At 64.3% G+C, this 23,819-nt stretch carries 21 protein-coding genes and 1 pseudogene; 16 read left to right on the top strand and 6 right to left on the bottom strand.

The features are described from left to right. Positions 1-2: 2 nt before the first annotated feature. The 14 genes from QJT78_RS08570 (at position 3) to QJT78_RS08505 (ending at position 12,965) form a co-directional block, all read left to right on the top strand. Entirely contained in the window at positions 3-1,316 is a 1,314-nt protein-coding gene (locus QJT78_RS08570) for an ABC transporter substrate-binding protein (protein WP_028146567.1), read from the top strand. 67 nt (positions 1,317-1,383) lie between these two features. Further along, entirely contained in the window at positions 1,384-2,331 is a 948-nt protein-coding gene (locus tag QJT78_RS08565) for a sugar ABC transporter permease (protein ID WP_028146566.1), read from the top strand. Positions 2,332-2,333: 2 nt separating this feature from the next. Then, positions 2,334-3,209 (top strand): carbohydrate ABC transporter permease, encoded by an 876-nt coding sequence (locus QJT78_RS08560; RefSeq protein WP_014495982.1) that lies wholly within the window; start codon positions 2,334-2,336, stop codon positions 3,207-3,209. Positions 3,210-3,288: 79 nt separating this feature from the next. Beyond that, positions 3,289-4,275: a D-erythronate dehydrogenase gene (gene denD, locus QJT78_RS08555; protein WP_028146565.1), complete on the top strand. Its 987-nt coding sequence runs from the start codon at positions 3,289-3,291 to the stop codon at positions 4,273-4,275. A gap of 29 nt (positions 4,276-4,304) precedes the next feature. After that, positions 4,305-5,291, top strand: coding sequence for a sugar kinase (locus QJT78_RS08550; RefSeq protein ID WP_028146564.1), 987 nt, complete (start codon positions 4,305-4,307; stop codon positions 5,289-5,291). A gap of 13 nt (positions 5,292-5,304) precedes the next feature. Then, positions 5,305-5,955: a bifunctional 4-hydroxy-2-oxoglutarate aldolase/2-dehydro-3-deoxy-phosphogluconate aldolase gene (gene eda, locus QJT78_RS08545; protein WP_028146563.1), complete on the top strand. Its 651-nt coding sequence runs from the start codon at positions 5,305-5,307 to the stop codon at positions 5,953-5,955. A 57-nt stretch (positions 5,956-6,012) separates the two neighbouring features. After that, complete coding sequence (locus QJT78_RS08540; protein WP_028169791.1) at positions 6,013-7,182, top strand: acetyl-CoA acetyltransferase; 1,170 nt, start codon at positions 6,013-6,015, stop codon at positions 7,180-7,182. Between the two features lie 123 nt (positions 7,183-7,305). After that, entirely contained in the window at positions 7,306-7,512 is a 207-nt protein-coding gene (locus QJT78_RS08535; protein WP_014495977.1) for a hypothetical protein, read from the top strand. Positions 7,513-7,633: 121 nt separating this feature from the next. Then, complete coding sequence (locus QJT78_RS08530; protein WP_028146561.1) at positions 7,634-8,836, top strand: CoA transferase; 1,203 nt, start codon at positions 7,634-7,636, stop codon at positions 8,834-8,836. 120 nt (positions 8,837-8,956) lie between these two features. Further along, the gene (locus tag QJT78_RS08525) at positions 8,957-9,949 is read left to right on the top strand and encodes an OmpA family protein (protein ID WP_038941963.1); all 993 of its coding nucleotides are present in this window, start codon (positions 8,957-8,959) and stop codon (positions 9,947-9,949) included. Positions 9,950-9,986: 37 nt separating this feature from the next. Continuing rightward, the gene (locus tag QJT78_RS08520; protein WP_028146559.1) at positions 9,987-11,123 is read left to right on the top strand and encodes a thiolase family protein; all 1,137 of its coding nucleotides are present in this window, start codon (positions 9,987-9,989) and stop codon (positions 11,121-11,123) included. After that, complete coding sequence (locus tag QJT78_RS08515; protein WP_028146558.1) at positions 11,120-11,479, top strand: OB-fold domain-containing protein; 360 nt, start codon at positions 11,120-11,122, stop codon at positions 11,477-11,479. The genes QJT78_RS08520 and QJT78_RS08515 overlap by 4 nt, the downstream gene beginning before the upstream one ends. Positions 11,480-12,109: 630 nt before the next feature. Continuing rightward, positions 12,110-12,637 carry a carboxymuconolactone decarboxylase family protein gene (locus QJT78_RS08510; protein WP_028146557.1) on the top strand — a complete coding sequence of 176 codons (528 nt, stop codon included), beginning with the start codon at positions 12,110-12,112 and terminating at the stop codon, positions 12,635-12,637. Between the two features lie 25 nt (positions 12,638-12,662). After that, the gene (locus tag QJT78_RS08505; RefSeq protein WP_014495972.1) at positions 12,663-12,965 is read left to right on the top strand and encodes a nucleoside triphosphate pyrophosphohydrolase family protein; all 303 of its coding nucleotides are present in this window, start codon (positions 12,663-12,665) and stop codon (positions 12,963-12,965) included. 15 nt (positions 12,966-12,980) lie between these two features. On the opposite strand, the gene glsA is transcribed toward QJT78_RS08505, so the two are convergent. The 4 genes from glsA to QJT78_RS08485 form a co-directional block, all read right to left on the bottom strand. Beyond that, positions 12,981-14,828, bottom strand: coding sequence for a glutaminase A (glsA, locus tag QJT78_RS08500; protein WP_028146556.1), 1,848 nt, complete (start codon positions 14,826-14,828; stop codon positions 12,981-12,983). 22 nt (positions 14,829-14,850) lie between these two features. Further along, positions 14,851-17,049, bottom strand: coding sequence for a TRAP transporter permease (locus QJT78_RS08495; protein WP_038941962.1), 2,199 nt, complete (start codon positions 17,047-17,049; stop codon positions 14,851-14,853). A gap of 42 nt (positions 17,050-17,091) precedes the next feature. Next, positions 17,092-18,255: a TAXI family TRAP transporter solute-binding subunit gene (locus tag QJT78_RS08490; RefSeq protein ID WP_038941961.1), complete on the bottom strand. Its 1,164-nt coding sequence runs from the start codon at positions 18,253-18,255 to the stop codon at positions 17,092-17,094. Between the two features lie 167 nt (positions 18,256-18,422). Continuing rightward, complete coding sequence (locus QJT78_RS08485) at positions 18,423-18,644, bottom strand: biotin/lipoyl-containing protein (RefSeq protein WP_014495968.1); 222 nt, start codon at positions 18,642-18,644, stop codon at positions 18,423-18,425. A gap of 94 nt (positions 18,645-18,738) precedes the next feature. Between QJT78_RS08485 and QJT78_RS08480 the strand changes: the two genes are divergently transcribed. Together QJT78_RS08480 and QJT78_RS08475 are read left to right on the top strand one after the other, a co-directional pair. Next, positions 18,739-19,713, top strand: a complete 975-nt coding sequence (locus tag QJT78_RS08480; protein WP_028146553.1) for a helix-turn-helix domain-containing protein — start codon at positions 18,739-18,741, stop codon at positions 19,711-19,713. Continuing rightward, positions 19,643-21,201: pseudogene (locus QJT78_RS08475) on the top strand (carboxyl transferase domain-containing protein). The gene QJT78_RS08480 and the pseudogene QJT78_RS08475 overlap by 71 nt, the downstream one beginning before the upstream one ends. Positions 21,202-21,686: 485 nt before the next feature. On the opposite strand, the gene QJT78_RS08470 reads toward QJT78_RS08475, so the two are convergent. Continuing rightward, the gene (locus QJT78_RS08470) at positions 21,687-21,962 is read right to left on the bottom strand and encodes a DUF3303 family protein (RefSeq protein ID WP_038941960.1); all 276 of its coding nucleotides are present in this window, start codon (positions 21,960-21,962) and stop codon (positions 21,687-21,689) included. 219 nt (positions 21,963-22,181) lie between these two features. After that, complete coding sequence (locus QJT78_RS08465) at positions 22,182-23,657, bottom strand: FAD-binding oxidoreductase (RefSeq protein ID WP_028146550.1); 1,476 nt, start codon at positions 23,655-23,657, stop codon at positions 22,182-22,184. Between the last annotated feature and the right edge of the window lie 162 nt (positions 23,658-23,819).

Genomic DNA, 23,819 nt, shown 5'->3' with positions numbered 1-23,819 from the left:
CGATGAGCAATTTCGACAGGCGAAGTGTGCTTAAGGCCGGCCTGGGCGGCGCAGCGTTGCTGGCCGGCCCAGGCATCGTGCCGGTGCGCGCCGCGGAGTGGACCAACACGCCCGAACCGAACGCGTCCATCCGCGTCTTGCGCTGGAAGCAGTTCATCCAGGCTGAGTTCGACAAGTTCGCCGAGCAGACCAAGAAGTTCTCCGAGAAGACCGGCGTCAAGATCAAGCTCGAGGCCGAGAGCTGGGAAGACATCCGCCCCAAGGCCGCGGTGGCCGCCAATGTCGGCGCCGGCCCCGACCTCATCATCGGCACGCTCGACGATCCCCACAAATTCCCGGAAAAGCTGATCGACATGACCGATGTCGCCGACTATCTCGGCGCGCAGTATGGTGGCTGGTATCCGGTTGCCGAACGTTACGGCAAGAAGGGCAACAGCTGGATCGCCATTCCGCAGGGTGCAACCGGCGGCTGCCTGAACTACCGCATCAGCCACGTGAAGGCTGCAGGCTTCGAGGAATTCCCCAAGGACACCGCCGGCTTCCTCAAGCTCTGCCAGGCGTTGAAGAAGAACAACACGCCGGCCGGCTTCGCGCTCGGCCATGCCACGGGCGATGCCAATGGCTGGTGCCAGTGGGCGCTCTGGGCGTTTGGCGGCAAGGTCGTCAGCGACAAGAACGAGGTCGTGATCGACTCTCCCGAAACGATCGCCGCGCTCGAATACGTCAAGCAGCTCTACGAGACCTTCATCCCGGGCGTGCTGTCGTGGAATGACTCGAACAACAACAAGGCGTTCCTGAACGGTGAACTCAGCCTGACGCTGAACGGCATCTCGATCTGGACCGTCGGCAAGAACTCCACCGATCCGAAGCAGCAGGAGATCGCCAAGGACATGAACCACGCGCCGATGCCGATCGGCCCCGTGGGCGTATCGACCGAGCAGCAGAACGTGCTGGTCTACTACGGCTACAAGCACTCGAAGTATCCCAAGGCGGTCAAGGAATTCATCAAGTTCATGATGGAAAAGGAGAATTACGACGCCTGGGAGGTCGCTTCCAACGGCTACGTGTCGCCGCCGCTGCCGGCCTACAACGACAACCCGGTGTGGACGTCGGATCCGAAGATCACCCCGTACCGCGACTGCCTGAAGCGCTGCCGCGACAACGGCTTTGCCGGCGATCTCGGCTATGCCTCCGCCGCGGTGATGGGCGACTTCGTCGTCGTCGACATGTTCGCGGAAGCAGCCTCGGGCTCGGCGACGCCGAAGCAGGCGGCCGCGCGCGCCGCCGAGCGTGCCAAGCGCTACTACCAGGTCTGATCAGCTCTAATCCGCACGGCGTCCGGTTCGCCGGACGCCGTGACTTTTCTCCCGAGGGGAATCCGACATGGCAGTCATGGCCGAGTCCGCTGCCGCGCAGGTCAAGCGCAGCAGCCTATGGAACAGAGCATTCGAGAGCCGGAATTGGCTCGGCGCGATGTTCATGGTGCCGGCGATCGCGATCCTCATCCTGTTTCTGGCTTATCCGCTGGCGCTGGGCTTCTGGCTCGGCATGACCGACACCAAGATCGGCGGGGCCGGGCGCTATATCGGTTTTGCGAACTTCGTCTCGCTCTCCAAGGATTCGGTGTTCTGGCTCTCGGTCTTCAACACCATTTTCTACACGTTCACCGCGAGCATCGTGAAATTCGCCATCGGCCTTTACCTCGCGCTGCTGCTCAACGAGCGGCTGCCGTTCAAGTCGATGATTCGCGCCATCGTGCTGCTGCCGTTCGTGGTACCGACGGTGCTGTCCGCGATCGCGTTCTGGTGGATCTATGACAGCCAGTTCTCGATCATCTCCTGGGTGCTGATCAAGGCCGGCCTGATCACGCGCTACATCGACTTCCTCGGCGATCCCTGGAATGCGCGCTTGTCGGTCGTCGCCGCCAACATCTGGCGTGGCGTGCCTTTCGTAGCGATCACGCTGCTGGCGGGATTGCAGACGATTTCGCCCTCGCTCTACGAGGCGGCCAATCTCGATGGCGCCACCAACATGCAGCGCTTCCGCCACATCACGCTGCCGATGCTGTCGCCGATCATCGCGGTCGTGATGACATTCTCGGTGCTGATGACGTTCACCGACTTCCAGCTGATCTACACCATCACGCGGGGCGGGCCGATCAATGCCACGCATCTGATGGCGACGCTTTCGTTCCAGCGCGCCATCACAGGCGGCAATCTCGGGGAGGGCGCAGCGATCTCGAACGCGATGATCCCGTTCCTGGTCGCAGCGATCCTGCTCAGCTTCTTCGGGCTTCAGCGCTCCCGCTGGCAGCAGGGCGGGAGGGACTGACCATGAGCACCGCAGACGACCAAAGCGTCGGAATGGATTATCTTGAGAGCTTCCCGCGGAAGTTCTTGCGGGTCTACTTTCCGCTCGGCCTGATCATCTTCTTCCTGCTGTTCCCGTTCTATTGGATGGCGGTCGCGACGTTCAAGCCGGACGCGGAGATGTACGATTACGAGAAGTACAATCCGTTCTGGATCGTGAATCCGACCATCGAGCACATCAAGAAGCTGTTGGTCGAAACCGACTATCCGCTCTGGATGTGGAACACCGTGATCGTCTCGGTGTCCTCCACCTTCATCTCGCTGTTCGCCAGCGTCTGCGCCGCCTACGCGATCGAGCGCCTGCGCTACAAAGGCTCGCGCTATGTCGGCCTTGCGATCTTCCTCGGCTATCTCGTGCCGCCCTCGATCCTGTTCATTCCGCTGGCGGCGATCGTGTTCCAGCTCGGCCTGTTCGATGGCAATCTGGCGCTAATCCTGACCTATCCGACCTTCCTGATCCCGTTCTGCACCTGGCTCCTGATGGGCTATTTCCGCACCATTCCCTACGAGCTGGAGGAATGCGCGCTGATCGACGGTGCGACGCGGCTCCAGATCCTGGTCAAGATCACGCTGCCGCTGTCGCTCCCGGGGGTGATCTCGGCCGGCATCTTCGCCTTCACGTTGTCCTGGAATGAGTTCATCTACGCGCTGACCTTCATCTCCTCGTCGGAGAACAAGACGATTCCCGTCGGCGCCATCACCGAGCTCGTCAGCGGCGACGTCTACCATTGGGGCGCACTGATGGCGGCGGCCCTGATCGGCTCGGTCCCCGTAGTTATCCTTTATTCCTTCTTCGTGGAGTACTATGTGTCGGCGATGACCGGCGCCGTGAAGGAATGATCGCGGGGCCTGCCTTGAGAGCGTGCCAGGAGAACGTGTCAGGAGCGGCGCGCTCCGGCCAATAAGAAGGAGTAGGCTCTTGCACATTCTGGTTCTGGGCGCCGCCGGCATGGTCGGCCGTAAATTGTGTGAACGGCTGTTGCGCGACGGCCGGCTCGGCAAGAGCGACATCACCAAGCTGACCATGCACGACGTGGTCGAGCCCAAGAAGCCGGAAAAGGCCGGTTTCCCCGTCGAGACCGTGTCAGGCGATTTCGCCGTGCCGGGCGCGGCCGAAAAGCTGATCGCCGGCCGCCCCGACGTGATCTTCCATCTCGCCGCGATCGTCTCCGGCGAAGCCGAACTTGATTTCGACAAGGGCTACCGCATCAATCTCGACGGCACGCGGATGCTGCTCGATGCCGTCAGGCTCGTCGGCGGCGGCTACAAGCCGCGCGTGGTCTTCACCTCGTCAATCGCGGTGTTCGGCGCCCCGTTCCCGGATGCGATCGGCGACGAATTCTTCCACACCCCGTTGCTCAGCTACGGCACCCAGAAGGCGATCGGTGAATTGCTGCTCGCCGACTATTCGCGCCGCGGCGTCCTCGACGGCATCGGCATCCGCCTGCCGACCATCTGCATCCGGCCCGGCCTGCCCAACAAGGCGGCATCGGGCTTCTTCTCCAACATCCTGCGCGAGCCGCTGGCCGGAAAGGAAGCGGTGCTCCCGGTCTCCGAGGACGTCCGCCACTGGCACGCCACGCCGCGCTCCGCCGTCGGCTTCCTGCTCCATGCCAGCACCATGGACCTCGCCAAGGTCGGTCCGCGCCGCAATCTGACCATGCCCGGCTTTTCGGCGACGGTCGGCGAACAGATCGCTGCGCTCAAGCGGGTGGCCGGCGACAAGGTCGCCGCACGCATCAAGCACGAGCTGGATCCGTTCATCGTCGGCATCGTCGGCGGCTGGCCGCGCAATTTCGAGGCGAAGCGGGCGCGCGAGCTCGGCTTCACCACCGAAGAAAAGACTTTTGACGACATCATCCGCATTCACATCGAAGACGAGCTCGGCGGCAACTTCGTCGCCTGATCCAACCGATGAACAGCGTGGATATGACGATGGCGAGCGTTGCTTGCATCGGTGAATGCATGGTCGAGCTCCGGCAGGCCCAGGGTGGACAGTCCGCTGGACAGTCCAGCGGGCATGGCCAGGGCGGCGGCCTGTATTCGCGCGGCTTCGGTGGCGACACCCTCAATACGGCGGTGTATCTGGCGCGGCTCGAGGTCAAGGTCGACTATCTCACCGCACTCGGCGACGATGCCCTGAGCGACGAGATGATCGCGGCCTGGAATGCGGAGGGCGTCGGGACCCGCCGCGTCTCACGGCTGCCGGGTAAGCTGCCCGGCCTCTACATGATCCAGACGGATGCGAAGGGCGAGCGGCAGTTCTTCCACTGGCGCGACAGTGCGGCGGCGCGCCAATTGATGAGCCTGCCGGAAACGGACGAGCTGCTCAATTCGCTGATGAGCTACGACATTGTCTATCTCTCGGCGATCACGCTCTCGATCTACGATGCGCCCGGGCGAGAGCGCCTGTTCGCGGCGATCAAGCGCGCGCGCCTGCTCGGCACCCGCTTCGTGTTCGACACCAATTTCCGCGCGCGGGGATGGCCGGACCGCGATGTCGCCCGCGAGGTCTTTGCGACGGCGTTTGCGACCGCCGACATCATGCTGACCTCGACCGAGGATCTGCTCGCGCTCTATCCCGACGAGAGCCAGGAGCAGTTGATGGCGCGCATTCCCACGCCCGAGCTGGTGTTCCGTCTCGCCGAGCCCGTCAGCCTGCTGCGCTTTCCCGGGGCTACCCACGAAGTCCGCGCCGAACCGATGACCAAGCCGGTCGTCGACACCACAGCGGCGGGCGACAGCTTTGCCGCTGCCTATATCGCGGCCCGGCTCGGCGGCTCCGATCCGGTCGAGGCGGCCCAGGCCGGACATCGCCTCGCCAGCCTCGTGATCTGCTATGCCGGCGCCATTATTCCGGGCTATGCCATGCCGCCGAAGAAGCGGCACCGGCCGGCGACCACGCGTCAAGCGACCAAGTGAAACGAAAGCCAAGATGACCACGACTGCCCAACAGAACCACCTCGTCGCGCTGTTCAAGGCCGCGACCGTCATTCCTGTCCTCACCATCGAGCGGATCCAGGATGCCGTGCCGCTGGCGAAAGCGCTGGTTGCCGGCGGCGTCCGCACGCTGGAGGTGACCATGCGCACCCCCGTTGCGATCGAGGCGGCGAGGGCGATGATGGCAGAGGTACCCGAGGCGGTCGTCGGCATCGGCACGATTCTCAAACCGGCCGATTTCGTCCGCGTCGAGAAGCTCGGCGTCGCCTTCGGCATCAGCCCGGGCCTGACCCCCGATCTCCTGAAGGTCGCCGCCGACAGCTCCTTGCCGTTCGCGCCGGGCATTGCCACGGCGTCCGAGCTGATGCTGGCGCTGTCCTACGGCCTCGACGTCGCAAAATTCTTCCCGGCCGAGCAGGCCGGCGGCATCAAGGGCCTGCGCGCGCTGGGCGGGCCGTTCCCGAATGTGCGGTTCTGCCCGACCGGCGGTGTGGGCGAGGCCAATGCGGCAACCTGGCTTGCCGAGCCCAACGTGGTCGCGGTGGGCGGTTCCTGGCTATGCCCGACGGCGGAGATCAAAGCCGGGAACTGGGCCGGCATAACTGCCATCTGCCAGCGCACCCTCAAGGCCCTGAAAGCCACGTGAAGTCTTGCGGTTGGTGGGCTAAGACTTAGGTCAGTAAGAGACCCCAGGGAGATGACCATGACCGCCAGCATCGTCGGATGGGCGCATACGCCGTTCGGCAAGTTCGACACCGAGACCGTCGAAAGCCTCGTCACTCGCGTGGCCAATGAGGCGATTGCGGATGCCGGCATTTCCGCGTCCGACGTCGACGAGATCGTGCTCGGCCATTTCAACGCCGGTTTCTCGCCGCAGGATTTTACCGCCTCGCTGGTGCTCCAGGCCGACCCGAAGCTGCGCTTCAAGCCGACGACCCGCGTCGAGAACGCCTGCGCCACCGGCTCCGCCGCGGTCCATCAGGGCCTGCGTGCGATCGACGCAGGCGCGGCCAGGATCGTGCTCGTCGTCGGCGTCGAGCAGATGACCCGCACCCCGGGGCCTGAGATCGGCAAGAACCTGCTCAAGGCGTCCTATCTGCCGGAAGACGGTGACACCGTCGGCGGCTTCGCCGGCGTGTTCGGCAAGATCGCCAGCTCCTATTTCCAGAAATACGGCGACCAGTCCGATGCGCTGGCGCTGATCGCGGCCAAGAACCACAAGAACGGCGTCGCCAACCCCTTCGCCCAGATGCGCAAGGACTTTGGCTTCGAGTTCTGCCGCGCCGAGAGCGAGAAGAACCCTTACGTCGCGGGTCCCCTGAAGCGTACCGACTGCTCGCTGGTCTCCGACGGCGCCGCGGCGCTGGTGCTGGCCGACGCCGAGACCGCCAAGGGCATGAGCAAGTCGATCGGTTTCCGCGCCACCGCGCACGCCCAGGACTTCCTGCCGATGTCCAAGCGCGACATCCTCCAGTTCGAGGGCTGCACGGTTGCCTGGCAGCGCGCGCTGGAGAAGGCGGGCGTTGCGCTCACCGATCTCTCCTTCGTCGAGACCCATGACTGCTTCACCGTCGCCGAGCTGATCGAGTACGAAGCGATGGGCCTGACGCCGAAGGGGCAGGGCGCCCGTGCCATCAAGGAAGGCTGGACGCTCAAGGACGGCAAGCTGCCGGTCAATCCGTCCGGCGGATTGAAGGCCAAGGGCCACCCGATCGGCGCCACCGGCGTCTCCATGCACGTGATGACCGCGATGCAGCTCGCCGGCCAGGCGCCCGAGGGCATGCAGCTGAAAAATGCCAAGCTTGGCGGTATCTTCAATATGGGCGGCGCGGCGGTTGCCAACTACGTCTCGGTGCTGGAGCCGCTGAAGTAAGGTCTCGTAGGGTGGGCAAGGGCGCGTTTGCGCCGTGCCCACCTTTTTGTTGCGCTAGATCATGGTGGGCACGCTACACTTTGCCCATCCTGCGGCTCTTTATTGATTGGCAGGGAATGCACCATGGGCAATGACTACGAAGACTCGCTGTCGATAGACGCACTCAACGATCGCATCGCGATCCTCGAGGACAATATCCGGCAGCTCATCGAGCAGGCCGCGGCCGCCTCCGGTGAGCAGAACGAGTCGCGGATCGCCGACCGGATCAACCAGCAGAACGATGAGCTCGACCGTCTCATCAAGATCCGCGAATCCCGCCAGAAGAAATAGCAGCCGCATCGGCCCGCGCATGCGGCCATACCCCGGCCGCCCTTGCGCGTGCCGCGCCGCTGCCCTTAGCTGGACCGAAATCGCAGGGCCAGGTTGAGCCCGCGCAATCGGGAGCGAACGGATGGGGCCGCTGAAGGGCATCAAGGTCGTGGATATGACCACCGTGCTGATGGGTCCCTATGCGACCCAGATGCTCGGCGATTACGGTGCCGACGTGATCAAGGTGGAGTCGCTCGACGGCGACGTCACTCGCCTGATCGGTCCGATGCGCCATGCCGGCATGGGCCCGGTGTTCCTCAACACCAACCGCAGCAAGCGCTCGATCTGTCTCGACCTGAAGAAGCCCGCCGGCCGCGATGCCGTGCTGCGGCTGCTGAAGGACGCCGACGTTCTCGTCTACAATGTCCGCCCGCAGGCGATGGCGCGGCTTCAGCTCGGCTACGACGTCGTCTCCGCAATCAACCCGCGCCTCGTCTATGCCGGCGTGTTCGGCTTCGGCCAGGACGGGCCCTATGCAGCAAAACCTGCCTATGACGATTTGATCCAGGGCGCGACCGCGCTGCCCGCCTTGATGGCGCAGACAGGTGATGGCGTGCCGCGCTATGTGCCCAATGCGCTGGTCGACCGCATCGTCGGTCTCACTGCGGTCGGCGCGATCTGCGCCAGCCTCGTGCATCGGGATCGCACCGGCCGCGGCCAGCGCGTCGACATCCCGATGTTCGAGACCATGGCCGGCTTCGTCATGGGCGACCACATGGGCGGGCTCACCTACGAGCCGCCGCTCGACAAGGGCGGCTATGCCCGTCACCTCTCGCGCGACCGCCGGCCCTACAAGACCTCGGACGGCTATCTCAGCGTCATCGTCTACAACGACAAGCAGTGGGAGAACTTCTTCAAGGCAACGAGCCGCGACGATCTGCGCGCCGACCCCAAATTCGCGACCTTCGCCGGCCGTGCCGCCAATATCGACGTCGTCTATGCCGAGCTCGCGCGCATCTTCGAGACGCGCACCACGGCCGAGTGGATCGATTTGCTGACCAAGGCCGACGTGCCCGTGATGCCGATGCACGACCTCGCGTCCATCCTGCACGACGAGCATCTGGAAGCCACCGGCTTCTTCCCGGTCGTGAACCATCCGACCGAAGGCCCGATCCGCAGCATGAAGGTGACGGCGACCTGGTCGGAGACCGAGGCGGAGCCGGTGCGGCTCGCGCCGCGGCTCAACGAGCACGGCGCGGAGATTCTGCGTGAGGTCGGCTACTCCCCGGACGAGATCGCCGCCATGGTCCGCGACGGTGTCACCAGGGCTATTGCCGGCCAGTAGGGACCGGCTAGATTCGTGCCCTGCGGCGGCGCAGTCGTGAAAATGTATCCATTGTTGGACAAGATCCGTGGGCCTGCATCAAAGCGCCGTCGCTCCCCGAACTCGTAAATGGACCTTCTCATGATCGTCTTCACCCGTCTGCTCATGATCGCGTGCAGCATCGTGCTCGCGCCTGCCGTCGCTCGTGCTGCGATGCCGGCCGATGCGCCCGATGCCCGCGACCACGCGCTGATCAGTCGTTATGCCGGCTCCTGGCTGGTGGCGCAGGACGTCCAGGGCTTCGATCAGGTCGGGATGCCGCGGGGGAGCCAGAATGGCGAGGTCGTGAAAGTCGAGGGCCGTGTCACTCGCTTGTTCTACCTTGCACCGGCTGGCAAATCGGCGCTGGAGGTTCAGCGCAATTACGAGCAGGCGTTGGAGCGCGCTGGTGCGGCGAGGCTAGATAGCTGCGCCGAGGACTGCGGGGCGCGCGACTTCGGCCAGCTTCGCAGGCTGCCGGCTAATCCGTCGCTGCCAAAGGCCCAACTTGAAGGGTGGACCCCCATCACCTTGCTCCAGCAATGGCAGGAAGCCGGGACCGAGCGCTACTGGTACGGGACCGTGAACGCATCCGGGGCAATGCTGCATGTCGCGATTGTCACGGCGAAGCCGGGAACGGTTGCACTGTCCGGCAAGTACGTGGCCACCATCGTGGAGATCGTCGAGGCCAAGGCGATGGAGTCCGACAAGGTGGTGGTGGACGTGAAGGCCCTGACGAAGGGCTTGCAGGCCGAGGGCACGGTGGCGCTGTACGGCCTGTACTTCGATACGGGTAAATCCGTCATCAAGCCGGAGTCGAAAGCTCAACTCGACCAGATGGCACAGTTGCTCCAGTCCGATGGATCTCTCAAGGTCCATATTGTCGGGCACACCGACAACCAGGGCGCGCTGGACGCCAATCTGGCCCTGTCGAAAGCACGGGCGCAAACGGTCGTGGATGCCCTGGCGACGACGTACAAGGTCGATCCGAAGCGGCTGTCGGCCGCCGGCGTCGCCAGCTATGCGCCGCTCGGTAACAACGCAACCGACGCGGGCCGTGCGCGGAACCGCCGGGTAGAGATGGTGTTGCAGTAGCGCGCCGCTACCAGATCGCAGGAGCACGAACGTCACCATGAGCTTCATCACCGGCGTCGGCCTCACACCCTACGGCAAGCACGAAGGCTCATCCTCGCTCGACCTGATGAGCCGGGCCGCACAAGCCGCGCTCGACGACGCCGGCCTCAAGCGTGCCGAGATCGACGGCATCCTCTGCGGCTACTCAACCGTCTCGCCGCACATCATGCTGGCGACCGTCTTCGCCGAGCATTTTGGCATCCGCCCGTCCTACGCGCATGCCGTGCAGGTCGGCGGCGCGACGGGCCTTGCTATGACCATGCTGGCACATCACCTCGTCGAGGCGGGTGTCGCGCGCAACGTCCTCGTCGTCGCCGGCGAGAACCGGCTCACCGGGCAGAGCCGTGACGCTTCGATCCAGGCTTTGGCGCAGGTCGGTCATCCCGACTACGAGGTGCCGCTCGGCCCGACCATTCCCGCTTATTACGGCCTGGTCGCCACCCGCTACATGCACGAATACAGCGTGACGGAAGAGGACCTCGCCGAATTCGCGGTGCTGATGCGCGCACATGCCTGTACCCATCCCGGCGCGCAATTCCACGATCCCATCACGGTCGCCGATGTCATGGCGTCCAAGCCCGTGGCGATGCCGCTCAAGCTGCTCGACTGCTGCCCGGTGTCCGACGGTGGTGCGGCCTTCGTGATCAGCCGCGAGCGGACCGGCGAGGCCGGCGTGCGCATCCGCGGCTGCGCCCAGGCGCATACCCATCAGCATGTCACGGCCGCGCCCGCGCTCAGCGAGCTCGGTGCCGAAATCTCCATCGCCCGCGCCAGGGAGGCCACCGGCCTTGCGATCTCCGACGTGCGCTACGCCGCGATCTACGACAGCTTTACGATCACGCTCGCCATGCTGCTGGAGGACCTCGGCCTTGCCGGCCGCGGCGAGGCGGCTGCGCGCGTGCGATCAGGCCATTTCAGTCGCGACGGCGCGATGCCGCTCAACACCCATGGCGGCCTGCTCAGCTATGGCCATTGCGGCGTCGGCGGCGCGATGGCGCATCTGGTCGAGGCGCATTTGCAGATGACGGGGCGGGCGGCTAGCCGCCAGGTGCGCGACGCATCGATCGCGCTGCTGCACGGCGACGGCGGCGTGCTGTCGTCCCACGTGAGCATGTTTCTGGAGCGCGTGCGATGAGTGAACGAATCGCGGACTGGACCAAGGGTGAGCAGGCCATCACCTTTCAGACCTGCGGCGCATGCGGCCATGTGCAGTATTTCCATCGCGCCTTCTGCGCGGCCTGCGGCGCGCCCGATCCGCGCGATGCGCGCGCCAGCGGCAAGGGCAGGGTCTATGCGACCTCGCTGGTCTGCCGCGCCGCCACGCCCGAGATCCGGGCGCACGTGCCCTACAACATCCTGCTGGTCGATTGTGCCGAGGGTTTTCGTATGATGGCCCATGGCGACGACGGGCTTGCCATCGGCGATGCCGTGACTGCGAGCTTCAAACCGTTTGCCGGCAAGCTCGTGCCGTTCTTCGCCAAGGAGAAATAGTTGGATGGTCACCCGTAGCCCGGATGGAGCGCAGCGAAATCCGGGGTTCTCACCTCGCGGATAGACTTTCCCGGATTGCGCTTCGCTTCATCCGGGCTACGGCCACCAAGGGCGGGGAGAGGGATTCGTCATTCGGGGGCGGTCCAAGGGACCGAACCTGGAACGGGAATTCTGGGTCTGGCCTGTGCGAGGACCACCCCGGAATGACGAAAACTCTGAAACGCTTAACGCAACAACGCTTAACTCAACGCCCGTAGAACAGGATGCTGGCGATGACGAGCATCGCCGTCACCGCCAGCATATGCGCGAGCGCTCCCGAGGCCGCCCCCTTGGTGGCTTCCTTCATGCCTTTTTCTCCCTAGACTTGGGCGTGACTCATCGTTGCGCGGCTAGCGCACCCGACGGTCAATTGTTTTTTACTCGGAACACCCCTTGCGAGTATTCACCGTGATTTGTCCCCACGCGGCGAATATCGACTGTGCCAAGGTCGATCAGCAATGCGGCGGCATTTTGACTCGATGATGTTGCTGTTGCGGTCACGCCAGAATACAGTTTCGTGGAACTCTCGCCGCTAACGACAAAAAGCATCAAAGGCGCAGGGAAATCTTCAAGGAAATCTTTAGGTAAATCATGGCCCGCATCAACTACAGCGACCCGTTCAAGGCGTCCGACCGTACCCGCGAAATTCTCGACAAGAACCGCAACGCCAACATCTTCCGCATGATGGCGCACTCGCCGAGCTACTTTGAGCAATACTGCCGGCTCGGCGGAGCTATTCGCCACAAGGGCGAGCTCGATCCCATCGTGCGCGAGCTCGCGATCACCCGGACCGGCATTTTGTGCGAGGCGCCGTATGAGATCGTCGCGCACAAGCGCATCGGCAAGAATGTCGGCGTCACCGACGAGCAGAACGAAGCGCTGGAGAACTGGCAGGCCGCGACCTGCTTCAACGAGGTGCAGCGCGCCGCACTCGCCTTCACCGACGAGATCGTGAAGCTGAAGAAGCCGACGGATGCGACGTTCAAGGCGATCGCATCGAAGCTGACACCGGCCGCGCTGGTCGAGCTCCAGCTTTCGGTCGGCTTCTACATCATGACCTCGAAATTTCTGGAGACTTTTGAAATCGACCTCCAGCCCGTCACCGAAGTGGTGGGCTGATCCAAAACTGTGGCGAGGTTTGCCGATGACGATCGATGAATACGCGGTCTGGGCCGCGAGCATTGCGAAAGTCGATGAGCATCCGTCCAACGAGCGGCTGTCCTATCTCGGGCTCGGCCTCGCCGGCGAATCCGGCGAGGTCGCCGACCACATCAAGAAGCTGCTGCGCGATGACTGGCTCGACAAGGCGGGCCTCGTCGATGAGCTCGGCGACGTCATCTACTACTGGGCTTGCCTTTGCGCGGCGACTGGCCAGCAGCCGTCCGAATTGCTCAAGGCGAGCGCGGCCAAGATCAAGCGACGGCTGAGCGAAGCCGCGAGCCGCTGACACGGATCAGCGCGCTTACGTCGACGTCAGAATGTCGACCTTGGCATTGGCGACGATCAGGCGGTCGGCGAGCAGCTGCGCCAGATTGCGCATGATGCGCTCGGAGGCGCGCGGGTGCTGCTTGCGGAAGCGCTCGAAATCCTTCAGCGGCACCTCGAATGCGGTCGCCGCCATGTCCGCGAACACGTCAGCCGAACGCGTCGGCTCCAGCAGCGCCATCTCGCCAAAGGCCATGCCGGCGGTCAGCGTCGCGAGCCGCACGCCGTCGGGCAGGGTGACATGCACGGCGCCGCTGCGCAGGAAGAACAGGAAATCGGCGGGGGCGCCTGTCGTGATGATCTTTGCGCCGGATGGAAACGTCCGGATCGTGCAGATCGAGGCGAGGTCGGTCAGCTCTTCCTCGCTCATGCCTGATAGCAGCGGCTGTTCGGCAAGCTCGGTGGTCTCGTGGAAATCGATCGAGCCGCCATAGCGGTAGACGATCTGGTCTTCCGCCCATTCGATCGCGGTGTCGAGCAGATAGAAGTCGCGGACGTTCTTCAGCTCCGCCGTCCATTCCCGCAGGCTGTCCCATTCCTTCGACGCACGCCTGACCCCTGACAGTACGACGGTCACGTTCAGCGCCGCCAGTTCCTCGAACGCCTCGGCCACGAGCCGCGCCCCGGCGCGCGTGGTGGAGGTGACGCGGTGGAGATCGAAGATCACGATTTGCGGCCGGGGCTGTCCGGCCAGCCGGCGCGAGACATAGTCCACGGCCGACAGCGACAGCGTGCCGACCAGCTCGATGACCCGCACCTCCTGCTCATGCCCGGCCAGAATCTCGCGCTCCTGCGGCCGGCGCACGCGCCGCGACGGGCTCTTGCCGATGTCGTAGTCGGCGATGACGGCGTTGCGCGCGTCGTCGCTGCGGTTGAGCATGTGCAGGTCGTAATGCGAGGACAGCGCCTCGCAGACCTTGATGCCGCGCACGCTGTTGCCGTGCTTGTCGAGCTTCGGCGAATAGCTGCCGAGGCCGAGGCGGGCAGGGAGTGCGGCCAGGATGCCGCCGCCGACGCCGCTCTTGGCGGGGATGCCGATCCGGTAGATCCACTCGCCGGCATAGTCGTACATACCCGACGACGTCATCACCGACAGCGTGCGCGAGATCGCGTAGGGCGTCAGCACCTGCTCGCCCGTCACGGGATTGACGCCGCGGTTGGCGAGCGTCGCCGCCATCACCGCGATGTCACGCGCCGTGACCAGCACCGCGCATTGCCGGAAATATACGTCGAGGACATCAGCGACATTGTCCGAGATCACCGCATTGGTCTTGAGGAGGTAGCCGATGGCGCGGTTGCGGTCGCCGGTCTGGCTCTCCGAGCTGTAAACGGCCTCGTCCACCGCGAGATCGCGCCCCGCAAAACGGCTGAGCGCAAGCCGGATCTGCTCGAAGGCGTCCGGGCCCTTGCTGTCATGGATCAGCCCGGTGCAGGCGATCGCGCCGGCATTGACCATCGGGTTGAACGGATGGTTCTCGGAATTGAGCCGGATCGAGTTGAAGGGATCGCCCGAGGGCTCGACGCCGATCGCGCTCTCGACGCGGCCGGCGCCCAGGAGGTCCAGCGCCAGCGCGAACACGAACGGCTTTGACATCGACTGGATGGTGAAGGGCACCCGGCTGTCGCCGACCTCGTAGACATGGCCGTCCAGGGTCGCGAGGCTGATGCCAAAATGGGCAGGGTCGGCCTTGCTCAGCTCGGGGATGTAGTCGGCGACGTGGCCGGAGGTCTCGGCCGAGAATTCGTTGAGACAATTGCCCAGAAACCGCAGCAAGGGCGGCTTCGAGCGGGTCCAGGCGGAGGCGAGAGGCGAAAGCGTTGTCATCGCCTGTCTTTGTGCAACGCAATCAGGGCACGCGCAACCCGTCCGGCACCGCGGCCTGCCGCCGGACCAGCAGCAGGGCGATCAAAACCGTGGGCACCAGGATCGCGAGGCCCAGCAGCGTGACCTGCATTTGCGACAGCGGCATGATCCCGCCGCCCGGGGTGGCCACGACGAAACCGCCGATCACCAGCAGCACCCGCAAAGGCCACTCCATCAGGCCCGCGCCGCGAAGGTCGCCCACGAAAGCCTGGTAGCCCTGGATGCCGCCGCAGATGAAGACGATGCCGAAGCAGGCAAGTCCGGTCAGCCCGAATGCCTCCAGATACGGGTTGCTGCCCTGAAGCAGCAGCGCCGGATTGAGCACGAAGAAGAACGGGATGAAATAGATGATGCTGCCGACCCACATGCTCTCCCAGCCCGTCTTCATCGCGGGCGCACCGGCGATGCCGGCCGCCGCGAAGGAGGCGATCGCCACCGGGGGCGTGATCGAGGACAGCATGCCCCAGTAGAAGATGAACATGTGCACCGCCATCTTGTTCAGCCCGAGCTTCTCCAGCGCCGGCGCCACCAGGATGGCCAGGAAGATGTAGCAGGAGGTCGTGGTCAGCCCGAGCCCGAGGATCAGGCTGGTGATGGCGCACATGATCAGCAGCAGGAAGGCATCACCCCCGGCGATGCTGAGCAGGTCGTTGGCGAGGCTCGAGATCACGCCGGTGAGCGAGAAGGCGCCGATCAAGAGGCCACAACCGGCGAGGATCGCGATCAGCTCGACGAAGGTCTTGCCGTTGAGTTCGAGGAAATGCAGCCAGCGCGCGCCGCCCCAGTTCTTGCCGGGGAAGAATTCGTTCAACGCCGCCAACAGGCACATGCCCCACAGCGCCGCGTTGAGCACGCCGAACCAGAACATCGCAGCCGTTGCCGCGATCGAACCGGCGAGCACCAGCGTATTGCCGAGCCTCCAGCGCGCCGGCCCGGACCATTGATGCAGGATCACGAGCAGCACGGAGGCATAGAACGGCGCGTGGCTCTCGCGCTTGAAGTAGAGCAGCATCACCACGAGCACGACGATCACGAAGAGATAATACCAGCCCTCTTTGAAAGCGTCCCAGAAGCGCGGCAGTTCGGCGCGCGGCAGGCCCTTCAGCTTGTGGCGGGCGGCATAGGCGTCGACTTGCGCGAACAGGCCGACATAATAGAGGATCGAGGGGATGGTGGCGGCGAGCGCGACGTCGGCATAACCCGTGTTCATGAACTGCGCCATGACGAAGGCGGTGGCGCCCAGCACCGGCGGGGCCAGCACGGCGCCGGTCGAGGCGCAGGCCTCGATCGCACCGGAATAGGACGGGGTGAAGCCGGTCTTTTTCATTGCCGGGATCGTCATCGTTCCGGCGGTCAGAACATTGGAGACGATGCTGCCGCCGACGGTGCCGAGCAGGCCGGATGCAAACACGCAGACTTTTGCCGCGCCGCCGCGGAAGGTACCGCACATCGCGAAGGCGATGTTGATGAAGAATTTGCCCGCGCCCGTCATCATCAGCGCGGTGCCGAAGACGAGGAAGCCGATCACGGTGTCGGCAAAGGCCTGGATGGGAATGCCGAGCAGGCTCTCACCGGAGAGCATGTGATAGGACGTGGTCTGTTGCAGCGTCGATTGCGTGCCGCGGAACGGCCCGAGCCAGGAAGAGTCCGCAAACAGCGGATAGAGCGTGAAGGGCAGCACGCTGAGCAGCAGGCTCCAGCCGCCGGTGCGCCGTAGCGCCTCCATCAGCACGAACCACATCACGAGTCCGGCGGCGATGACGTTGCCCGGCGCGCCATCGAACTCCCAGCCGAATTGCGCGGCCTTGCGGATGTTGAGCATCAGCCAGATCGCCGAACCGAAGGTCGCGGCGAACAGCAGCAGGTCGTACCAGGGGATGCGGTCGAGCGGCGCCTTCTCCGATCCCGGAAAGATCAGGAAGGTGAACGGCAGCATCAACGCGATCAGCAGGTAGAAATATTCGGTGTTGAGCTGGGTGTAGTCGATGAAGAAGCGCAGCGAGAATTGCTGATTCACACACAACAGAATGGTGGCCGCGGTGGCCGCCATCAACACCCAGCGCCACGCGCCCTTCAATGTGCGGACGCGCGTGACCTCGGCTTCCTGCAGATCGGCGGCGGCACCGAGATGCGGATCTGCGAACTCAACCTTCGTCGCCGGCGCTGCCGCAGTCTCTGACATCGGCGCTCTCCTCAAACAGTTCTGCGGCAGGCAGCTTGACGGTCAGTCAAACCCGTTCGGCATGTCGGCCTTGGCCAGCGCCGTGGCGCGCGCCTTCATCCATCCGTCGAGGAAGGCCTTCTCGTCAGATGGCGGATTGGACTTGCCGTAATCCGCCCATGCCGCGCCAAGCACTTCCTGTCGCTTGAACAGCTTGTTGTTGTGGGCGTCCTGCGCGTCAGACCATTGCCCGGCTTCTTTCAAGGCCTTCACCGCGCCGGGATGCACGGGCACGACCCAGTTCTTGGTCTGGCGGTCGGCGGCGAGCCCGCCGGCGCCGGGTGCGGAATCCTTGTAGGCGTCGTAGTTGACGATCATCGCCTTGGTCATCGCATAGACCTGGTCGGCCGGTTGCGAGGCATAGGCGACGAAGATCGGGTAGGGGTAGTTGCCGAGCTCGATCGGCTTCTCCGGCGTGATGCCGGCACCGCAGGTTGCCGTCTGCGGGAAGAAGAACGAGCCGACCTTCTGCATCCGCGCCCAGCCCTCCTTGTCCTTGGCGGGCAGTGGCGGCCAGACCAGGCCGCGCGGCGAGGTCTCGGCTTCCTTGGCCGGGCCGGTGATGGTGGTGCCGAAGGCGGCGTCGGTGTCGTTGTTGATCAGGCCTTTCCACATCGCGCCGTAGCTCGCGAACTCGACGACCTTGACGTCCTTCTGCGTCAGGCCTGCGAAGGCGAGAACCGCGAGCGAGTTCTGGTTCAGCGCGGGCGAGCCGACCACGAAGCCCACGCGCTTGCCTTTCAGGTCTTTCAGATCTTTCACGCCACTATCGGCTGCGACCCCAAGCGAACCGCAATTGCAATCGACGCTCGAGAGCATGATCTGGAGCGGCTGCGGGCCCCATTCCTTCGAGCCGAACTCGAACACGCCTTCCTGCGCGAAATAGGTGCCAGATCCCATCGCGGATGACGCCGCGCGCTTGGCGCGCAATGGTGCTAGCCGCGCGACGTCGTTGCCTGCGGGCAGCACGCGCACATCGGTGCCGTATTTGTCCTTCATCATCTTGCCGACGCCGACCGCGATGTTGAAGCCGGCGGTGCCGGTGTCATAGGCGGTGAACGTCAATGTCGCCGGCAGCTTGATGTCTTCGGCGATTGCATAGCTTGTAGACGCAAAAGAAATGCCCGCAACCAAGGCAGGCGCGAGCATGGTCAGCCCACGAAGCATGTTTCCCTCCAATGATCCTCGCGTTTGCCGCGAAGAGTTTCATTCTTTGTTTGAAACAGATTTTTGTTTGAAACGGATCATGTCATCGCGATCAAGCGATGGCAACGCCGTACCGCGAACGCGGCGATGAGGCAGACAGATTGTCGCGGAAGCCACGGATAATGCAGTCAGTTCGCGACGATCGCGATCGCCTGTCCTTCGGCGACGACGTCGTCGAGCTTGACGAGCAGCGATGTGATCGTGCCGCTCGCGGGCGAGGGCACAGGTATCTCCATCTTCATGGCTTCGACGACTACAACGTCATCGCCATCCGCAACGGTTCCTCCAACTTGCACGGGAGTTGCGCAGATGCGACCCGCGACCTCCGTGACGATCTTAATTTCTGGCATGCCATCGCCTTTTTGTTGTCGTCGCAAAATGCCTGAGGTAGCGTCGTCTGCAAGTGGAATTTAATTCCGCAGCGCGGAACGAACGGTAGGGAACATGGGACGACGATCGGAGCGGTTAAGCAGGCAAGGTGCGCTCGCTGGCGATGCCGGCGAGGGTGATGTCATCCAGGTGGTGTCGCGCGCGTTCGACGTGTTGCGATGCTTCGAGGGCCACGAGGCCCGGCTCGGCAATCTCGAGATTTCAAATCGCTGCGGCTTGCCGCGCTCGACGGTGTCGCGGCTCACGCACACGCTGACGCGGATGGGGCAACTCGTGTACCTGCCGCGCGACCAAAAGTATCGCATCGGTCCGAGCGCGGTGGCGATGAGCGCCTCGATGATGAAGGGTGCGCAGCTGCGCAGCATGATCCGGCAGCGGCTGCAGGAAGTCGCCGAGCAATTGCCAGGCACTGTCGGCTTCGTCGTCCCCGATCGCTTCCATCTGGTCTATCTCCAGTTCGCGCGCTCGGCGACGGCGCTCGGCCTGCATGAGGGCACCGGCAGCCGCATCTCGATGGCCTCGACGGCCGCGGGCGCGGCCTACACCGCGGCGCTGGCGCCGGAGGTCGGCGACACCTTCATCGCGGACATGGAGCGGGAAGCCCCCGAGGCTGCGAAAATCCTGCGGCCGCGCATCGAGGCCAACCGGCAGTCGCTGCGCGAGCACGGCTATGTCGTGGCCTGCGGTCTGTGGAGCCCGCACATCAACGGGCTCGCGGTGCCGATCTGGTCGCCGCAGTACCAGACCTTCGTCGTCATCACGATCGGCCTTCTGTCGTCGATGTATGACGAGCAGCGCCTGCATGGAGAGGTCGCGCCGCTGATGCTCGCGCTCGGCCGCTCGCTCGGCAGCCTGATGGAGGGCGCGGAAGGCGACGTCTTCAACAACCGCCTCTCGCGCAAACCGGTCGCAATGGCCGTGCATAACAATAACAAGCCGATCAATTCGGAGGGAGTGAATGAACTGGAAGCCGGAACTCGACGAGCTAGCCCGGCGCGAAGCCTTCGCGCTGGAGATGGGCGGCGTTGACAAGGTCAAGCGTCAGCATGACCAGGGCCGACTGACTGTTCGGGAGCGCATCGACAGACTGATCGACGGCGGCAGCTTTCACGAGATCGGTGCCGTCTCCGGTATCGGTGAGTACGATTCCAGCGGCGAGTTGCAGAAGTTGACGCCGGCGAACTGCGTGTTCGGCCGTGCGCGCGTCGAAGGCCGCACGGTCGTCGTGGTCGGCGACGATTTCACCGTCCGCGGCGGCTCGGCCGATGCGTCGATCTCGGCCAAGCCGTTGATGGCGGAGGAGATGGCGCATGATTTCCGTCTGCCCATCGTCCGCATCATCGAGGGCTCCGGCGGCGGCGGCTCGGTCAAGACCATCGAAACCAAGGGCGCGGCCAACTTGCCGGGCGGCATCGGCGGCACGCGCTGGTATCGCTTCACGACGGAGAATTTGTCGCGCGTGCCGGTCGTCGCACTCGGTCTCGGCTCGGTCGCTGGCCTTGGCGCGGCGCGCCTTGCCGCCAGCCACTATTCCATCATGACCCGGAAGTCCGCGATGTTCGTCGCGGGGCCGCCGGTGGTGAAGGCGCTGGGGCAGGACCTCACCAAGGAGGAGCTCGGCGGTGCCGACATCCAGACTCGCGCCGGCGCGGTCGATCACGCCGTCGATACGGAGGAAGAGGCGTTCGCCTGCGCGCGGCGTTTCCTCTCTTATCTGCCGTCATCGGTCTACGAGCTGCCGCCGACCTTGCCCTGCACCGACAATCCGGAGCGCACCGAAGAAGCGCTGATGAATGCGGTGCCGCGCAACCGCAAGCAGGTCTACAAGATGCGGCCGATCGTCGAATCGGTCGTCGACAAGGGCTCGTTCTTCGAGGTCGCCAGAATTTCGGCAAGCCAATCATCGTCGGTCTCGCCCGGCTTGAGGGCAGGGCGGTGATGGTGCTCGCCAGCGACAGCTTCCACTACGGCGGCTCGTGGACCGCGGATGCGTGCCAGAAGGTGGTGCGCTGGGTCGACTTCGCCGAAACCTTTCACCTGCCGATCGTCTATCTCATGGACTGCCCGGGCTTCATGATCGGCCTCGATGCCGAGAAGGCGGCGACCATCCGCCACGGCGTCCGCGCCATGGCCGCGGTCAACCAGACCACCGTGCCCTGGTGCACCGTGATCCTGCGCAACGCCTTCGGCGTCGCCGGCGTGGTGCATCAGCCGGCCGACCGATTCTCGATCCGCTACGCTTGGCCCTCGGCCTATTGGGGCTCGCTGCCGCTCGAGGGCGGCATCGAAGCCGCCTACCGCGCCGACATCGATGCGGCCGAGGACAAGGCGGGTAAGCTGAAGGAGATCGAGGAACGTCTCAACAAGCTGCGCTCGCCGTTCCGCTCCGCCGAAAAATTCTGGGTCGAGGAGATCATCGATCCGCGCAAGACGCGGTCGCTGCTGTGCGAGTTCGCAAGGCTCGCCGAGCCGCTGCGAAAGGCCGGGCCGCCGGAGAACATGACGATCAGACCGTAGGTTGCGGTCATGGCGAGCAACCGGGGGCGCGCGAAGTCCCGATGACGGGCTCCGCGAAGCAATCCGGACTTTACCCGCGGAGGCCGTCTGGATTGCTTCGTCGCTTCGCTCCTCGTGGAGCGGCGCGGTGAAAGTCGTGATGGACGGAACCATTCGCGGCGCTGCGCATTCAAACGCGCATGAGGAACCTGTATTTCGGCATCGGGGCTCTCGCCGCCGCGCTGGTTCTCTTTACGATTTGGTTGGGCCAGCATGAACGGGAGGCATCAATCGATCGCCTCGAGCAATGGGTGATTCCGCGCCCGCCACCTGAGCGCTAAAGGAATCGCGGCCGTCACCGACGACCCTATCGAAATACCCACAAACACATTTCCTGTAAGCCGCCAGACGGGAGCGGCCACGCCTTCCGGACAGATCGACATTTTAAACCTGCGGGGCATGCCACTGCCGCCGGTCTTCGGCGGCAATGGCATGAGGATTGACGATTAGCGCTTGGGCAGCGAGGCCATCACTTCGCCCGCGTCGCCATCCTCCAGACAGGGTGTGACGGTCAATGGGAGCAGGTCAGCCCACTGCGCGAGCCAGCGATACATCGCCTTTGGATCGCTCGATTCAGAGATCGCAAATCCCTGTCCGTTCATGCCATGCCACCGGCCCAGCATCTTGACGCCTTCGGGTGGCGCTCCGCCGGTTTCCAGAAAACGGCTGACGGCCGCATTGAAGGTGCCTTGAGGTACACTCCAGGTTGTAATGAATTTCATGCGATTCTCTCATAATCTGAATTATTGGATGAATGCCGCGGCTGCGCCGCCCGCGCACAATAGCGCTGGCGTGTCGAATAACAACGGCGAATGAAGCCGTGGGTTAGTGCGATGCGGAAGGCGAAACGGACTTGGTCGTGCGTCCAAGGCGAGTATTCGTGTTCTGCTACCGCTCTGACATCGACGCAGCCGGAGACAAGGCGGCGAAGCGTCACCTCATCACAGCCGCAGCACCTTGCCCGGATTCATGATGTTTTGCGGATCGAGCGCGCGCTTGATGGTGCGCATGATGTCGAGCTCGGTCTTCGAACGGTAGTGACTGAGCTCGTCGAGCTTGTCGATGCCGATGCCGTGCTCCGCCGAAATCGAGCCGCCCATCGAGGTGATGAGATCGTTCACGGCCCGCGTGATGGCGGACGAATATTGGGTCAGCGTCTGCTGATCCATGCCTTTGGGGCCCATGAACGAGAAATGCAGATTGCCATCGCCGATGTGCCCCAAAGGATAGGGGCGAATGGTCGGGAGAATGTCGAACACGGCCTTGAGCCCCTGGTCGATGAACCCGGGAATCCTGGAGATGGCCACCGACACGTCGTAGCTCAGTCCCGGCCCCTCGGCACGGGAGGCCTCGGCGACGCTTTCCCGGATGCGCCACATGTTGCGTGATTGATTTCCGGTGTGCGCGATCACCGCGTCGAGCACACGGCCGGCCTCGAGCTGATCGGCGAGAAACTGCTCCAGCTTCTCGGTCATGCCCTCGGTCCCATCCTGTCGGGCCCGCGAGGACGACCATTCAAGCAGGAGGTACCATGGCGTGTCCGCCTCGAGAGGATCCTGGGTGCCGGGAATATGGCGCAGCACCATGTCGATGGCGCTGCGGCTCATCAGCTCGCAGGAGCCGACATTGTCCCCTGATGCCGCATGGGCATCGGACAGGATCTCCAGCGCCGCGCGCGGATCGCGGATCGCCAGCCACGCCGTGCAGACGTCCTTCGGCGCCGGCCACAGCTTGAGGACGGCCTTCGTGATGATGCCCAGCGTTCCCTCGGCGCCCATGAAAAGGTGCTTGAGGTCGTAGCCCGTGTTGTCCTTCTTGAGCGCGCGTAGTCCGTCCCAGACATCTCCGTTGGCCAGCACGACTTCGAGCCCCAAGACGAGATTGCGGGCATTGCCATAGCGGAGCACCTGCACGCCGCCAGCGTTCGTCGACAGATTGCCGCCGATCATGCACGAGCCCTGGGCGCCAAGGCTGAGGGGCAGGAACCTGTCGTGACGGGCTGCGGTCTCTTGAAGCGTCTGGAGAACGCAGCCGGCCTCGACCGTCATTGCGTAACCGACGGCATCGACGTCCAGCACGCGGTTCATGCGGCCGAGCGACAACACGATGCCGGTGTGCGCCGGCCAGGGCGTGGCCCCGCCCATCAGGCCGGTGTTGCCACCCTGCGGCACGATCGCGACGCCGTGCTCGTGGCAAAGCCGAACGACGTTCGAGACTTCCTCGGTGCTGCCAGGACGAACGACGGCGCCCGCGCCGCCGACCAGCAATCCACGCCAGTCCGTCACGAACGGCTGCTTGCCGTGCTCGTCCTCGATGAGGCCCTTCTCGCCGACGATCGCGCGCAACGCATCGCGCATCCGGGCGGTCAAAGGAGCGGTCGGGATGGTGGGTAGGGACGACGGGAAGGCAGCCGGCATTTTGTTTCCCCTGGCGCATCTTGGTGTGCACTGCGCACGTAACGTGCGGGGGTATTCTCCACGTTTGCGGCGGGGAGTCTAATGGCAATATGTCTCGAAGCGGGGACCGTGGACCAACGCGCCGAGCCGGTGCCCGTCACCGACGGCGCTTGGTCTCGGCCG

It is taken from the genome of Bradyrhizobium sp. Mp27 (assembly GCF_029953005.1).
GTDB classification, from domain to species: domain Bacteria; phylum Pseudomonadota; class Alphaproteobacteria; order Rhizobiales; family Xanthobacteraceae; genus Bradyrhizobium; species Bradyrhizobium barranii.
This window is presented reverse-complemented; position numbering and strand designations above follow the sequence as displayed.